This window comes from Microcystis sp. M015S2 (assembly GCF_020245945.1).
Lineage (GTDB): Bacteria > Cyanobacteriota > Cyanobacteriia > Cyanobacteriales > Microcystaceae > Microcystis.
The window spans coordinates 1-4698 of record NZ_JADBTX010000023.1; the positions used below are offsets into that span (position 1 = coordinate 1).

A 4698-nucleotide genomic window follows, 5' to 3' on the forward strand; every position below is an offset into this window, starting at 1 on the left:
AACGAAAGAATTAGGGATAGGAGCGAGCTTACTAGGAATTATTATTAATAAGTGAGAGATGGTGCGGCGAACTTTTTCGAGCCAAAACCATGAAAAGCTTATGATCTATGGATTTCATCTTTCTTGTCCCCCTGTCAGGTTGCCTTCTCAAGCTGTAGCTGATTTTATTGCTCTTTATGTCAAATTATTTAGTGGTGATTGGGTCGATATTAAGGCAGATGTTGAAGAATATACAGAATCTTTGCAAAAAAGTATCGCTAATCGAGAATGTCCAAGATTATTGGATAAACCATCCCTAACAATTTTATCCCCTCTAGTTTACCTAGAAGATAACCCAAGAGAAAATCGTTACATTAATAATTGTGTTGGTCAACTTTTTCAGGAATATGTTCGTAATAACTCTAACTGTCATTCTCTGCAAAAATCGACTATTAAAGACAGCAACAAAGTTCTAAAAATTGGCTATATTGCCCATACTTTATATAATCATTCTATTGGATTAATTTCTAGGTGGTTAATGAAGTATCATGACTATAATGAGTTTCACGTCTCTTTATACCTAGTATCTCAAAAAGAAGACCTTATCACTGAAAATTGTTTTAAAAATCAGGTAAATGCTTGCTATAACTTACCGATTAATCCTCTGCTGATTGCTGAAAAAATTAATCAAGATAACATTGATATTTTGGTAGATTTAGACAGCATCACTAATAACGCAACTTGTCAAGTCATGGCACTAAAACCCGCACCAATACAAGTAACTTGGTTAGGTTTTGACGCGTCAGGAATTCCAGCAATCGATTACTATCTTGCTGATAATTACGTTTTACCAGCAGATGCACAGGAATACTACCGAGAAAAAATTTGGCGCTTACCTAATTCCTATATTTGTGTGGATGGTGTCGAGGTTGCTTACCCCTCTCTCCGCAGGGATGATTTAGGGATTCCAGAGGATGCAATTAATTACTTAACCGTACAAACTGGGGTTAAACGTAACCCTGAAACTATTCGACTTCAGCTACAAGTTTTAAAGGCAGTTCCTAATAGTTATTTGAGTATTCAAGGGTTAAGTGATGCTAAATCAGTGGAAAAATTATTTTTCAAAATTGCCGAGGAAGAAGGAATTAATTATGAGAGATTAAAAATCTTACCCCTCTATCCCACAGGAATTTATCGAGCAAATTTAAGAATAGCTGATGTGGTTTTAGATACCTATCCTTTTACGGGAGGAATGACAACTTTAGATGTGCTGTGGATGGGGATTCCTTTAGTTACAAAAGTTGGTCAACAATGGTCATCGAGAAATAGTTATACTTTAATGGTTAATGCGGGAATTAGTGAGGGTATTGCTTGGAGTGATGAAGAGTATATCGATTGGGGAATTAAGTTAGGTAAGGATGAACAATTGAGACGCAAAGTTATCGCTAAATTAGATGAATCTAGACAAACTTCACCGATTTGGAATGCACGTCAGTTTACTAAAAATGTGGAAAATGCCTATCGTCAAATGTGGCAAATCTATTGTGAAAGTTAATCAGGGAGAATTAAATCATGTCTTGGCAAAATGAAGTTAAAACCGCTTTAGAAAACAATCAATACGATATTGTTAGTCAGTTTTACGAAGAACTGATAGAAAGAGAAACCCCAGAAATTAGTTATTATTGGTATTTAGGATTATCCTATCTTTTGCAGGCAAAAGAAGAAGAAGCACAAGCTACTTGGTTATTTGTTTTCACTCAAGGAGAAGAACAGGAAACCGAGTCATGGCTGCTAGAATTAAGCAATATTTTAGCTGCCGAAGCTAACCGACAATTAGAGTTAGAAAATCTAGAAACAAGTTGGTTAATTCGTAAACATCTACAGGAAATTAATCCCAGTTATCTCGATAATTTACTGCATTTAACCCTCATTGAAATTAAATTAAATAGATTTGATTCTCAACAACTGCAAGAATGGCAAATACTAGAATTAATTACTCAGGGTTCAGTTAACTCTCAATTATTGGAACGGGTAGTAATTGCCGTCATACCTTATGCTCATGAATATACCATAGAATTAGTTCGGTTAAGTTTACCCTATCTTGACAATTCTCTAGAATTACTTAATCACGTCATCACTGTTGCTGGACGCTTTGCTTTTGAGAAATATCAACCTATTTATTCCGTTGACTTAGCGGAAGCTTTTCTTCCCCTTTATCCCGAAAGTTTGTACTTAGAAGTTAATTTATTTTGGTTTTATATCTCTTTACCTGACTATGAAAAAGCCATCAATTTAGTCAATAAGTTGAAAGAGAAAAGTCAAACGATTGATTTAAAAATGTTTAGTCAATCGCTCCTCTTTAGTGGTTCTTTACGAGCCTCAAAATGGAATGACATTCCTAGTATTTGTCAAGAGTATAAACACTTAATTAAAGAATTTATAGAAAAAAAGCCCCAAGATATACATCCCTTAGTTCGGGGAGCTTTACTAACAGTCATGAACCCGATTTCTTACTATGAAGATAACCCGAAAGAGAATCGACCGCTTTTAAGTCAGATTGGTAGTTTTTTTCAAGAAACCTACAAAGAAATGCTGGGTTTTCAGGAGGAAAGTTTTGAAAAACCTAGAGAATATAATCCTGATAAAAAACTTAAAATTGGTTACATTGCCCAAACCTTAAAACGTCATCCCGTGGGTTTATTGAGTCGTTGGACTATTAATTATCACAATCGTGAACAGTTTGATATTCACCTTTATATGGTGAATCAACCCGTGGATGAAATAACTCAACAATGGTTTTCTAATCCCGCAGATAAAATCTATCATGCTACTGCTGATTCCCTAGCAACCTATCGCAAAATTAAAGAAGATAACATCGATATTCTTGTAGACTTAGATAGTGGTACTGGGGCAATCGTTGCCCAAGTTATTGCCTTAAAACCTGCCCCTATTCAAGTTAACTGGTTAGGTTTTGATGGTTCTGGTTTACCCGCAGTAGATTATCTTTTAGCGGATCCTTATGTATTGCCAGAAAATGCCCAAGAATATTATCAGGAAAAAATCTGGCGTTTACCTGATGCTTTTGTCGCTGTGGATGGTTTTGAAACAGCCGTTCCTACCCTGCGAAGAGAAGATTTAGGTATTAATAACGATGCGGTTATTTACCTAAGTTCTCAAACAGCAATTAAGCGTAATCCTGCGACGATTCGCTTACAAATGCAAATCCTCAAATCCGTAGCTAATAGTTATTTCCTGATTCAAGGAGTTGCCGATGATAATTCCCTCCTGGATTTATTCTGTCAAATTGCCGCAGAAGTTGGGGTAGAAACTAATCGAATTAAGATGCTTCCTCTCTATCAGACGGAAACCTACAGGGCAAATTTAGCCATCGCTGATGTGGTTTTGGACACCTATCCCTTTAATGGTGGTACAACCACCTTAGAAACCCTCTGGATGGGAATTCCTCTCGTGGTTAAAGTGGGGCAACAATGGTCATCCCGCAACGGTTATACTTTAATGATGAATGCGGGAATAACTGAGGGTATAGCTTGGAGTGATGAAGAATATGTACAGTGGGGAATTAAGTTAGGATTGGATAAAAATTTAAGAGAAGAAGTCCGTTGGAAACTCCGAAAGTCTCGTCATACATCTCCCCTCTGGAATGCCAAACAATTTACCAGAGATTTAGAAAATGCTTATCGGCAAATGTGGAATATTTATTGTCAATCTTAGCGGATAAAAACTATGCAATGGCATCAAGACATACAAACCCATTTAAATGACAACAATTATCAAAGAGTAGTGCAGTTTTATGAACAATTAATTGAAACCAATTCTCTGGTGATTGAGGATTATTTTTATCTAGGATTAGCCTATCTTTTACAAGATAGAGAAGAAGACGCACAAGCTACTTGGTTACTGGTGTTGAGTCAAGCAGCCGAATCAGAATTATCGGGGTGGATAGAAACTTTAACTCAAATCCTAGATGCAGAGGCAACCAGACAAGAAAATTCCCAAAGACTAGAGACAAGTTATCTCATTCGATGGCAGCTACAAAATCTTAATCCTAGTTGTTTAAATAATCTCCTGCATCTGATGGAATTAGAAATACAATTCCAAAATTTTGCGATGGAAAAGTGCAGTGATTGGTGTGTATTTGAACTGTTAGATAATACAGCTACAGCAGCAATTAATCTTGATTTACTGCTGCGAGTGACAGAAAAAGTTTTAATCTACCCCTGTACTGATACCATCCACTTTTTAGAATTAGCAGCCTTACATATCAATAATCCAGAAATAATTGCAGCCAAAGTTATCTCAGCAATTGTCAATTATGGTTATCAACAAAAACAAAGTGTATTTGCTATTAATTTAGTAGAACTTTGTTTGCGCTTTCTACCAGAGGATTTATACTTACAAAATAGTTTGTTTAATCTTTATAAAACCACCACTGTTGACTATAAAAAATCTCTAGAAATTGCCGAAAATTTTTATAAAAGTTGCCAGACAACTACTGAAAAGCTCTTGGGAATTTCTCTAGTGATTGGTATTTTACAAGCTAAGGGAGACTGGGGAAATTTACCTGACAGGGGGACAAGCAAGCTGAAAAGCTTATGTAGCATGGAATACAGACACAGACTCCCAAAAAAGATAAGTCATATTTACTATATATGACCTAAATAACGAAAATGATAAGTGAACTATACCAGAAAGTCTTAG

The 4698-nt window shown here is 35.9% G+C and carries 1 protein-coding gene and 2 pseudogenes; all 3 read left to right on the top strand.

Features of this window, described 5'->3' with window-relative positions; all coding sequences use genetic code 11:
• Positions 1-139: 139 nt before the first annotated feature.
• A pseudogene (locus tag IM473_RS05470) lies at positions 140-1534 on the top strand (O-linked N-acetylglucosamine transferase, SPINDLY family protein); the annotation flags it as partial.
• Between the two features lie 17 nt (positions 1535-1551).
• A complete protein-coding gene (locus IM473_RS05475; protein WP_287660474.1) occupies positions 1552-3711 on the top strand; it encodes an O-linked N-acetylglucosamine transferase, SPINDLY family protein in 2160 nt (719 codons plus the stop codon).
• A 12-nt stretch (positions 3712-3723) separates the two neighbouring features.
• Positions 3724-4563 (top strand): annotated as a pseudogene (locus IM473_RS05480) (O-linked N-acetylglucosamine transferase, SPINDLY family protein); the annotation flags it as partial.
• Positions 4564-4698 lie beyond the last annotated feature (135 nt).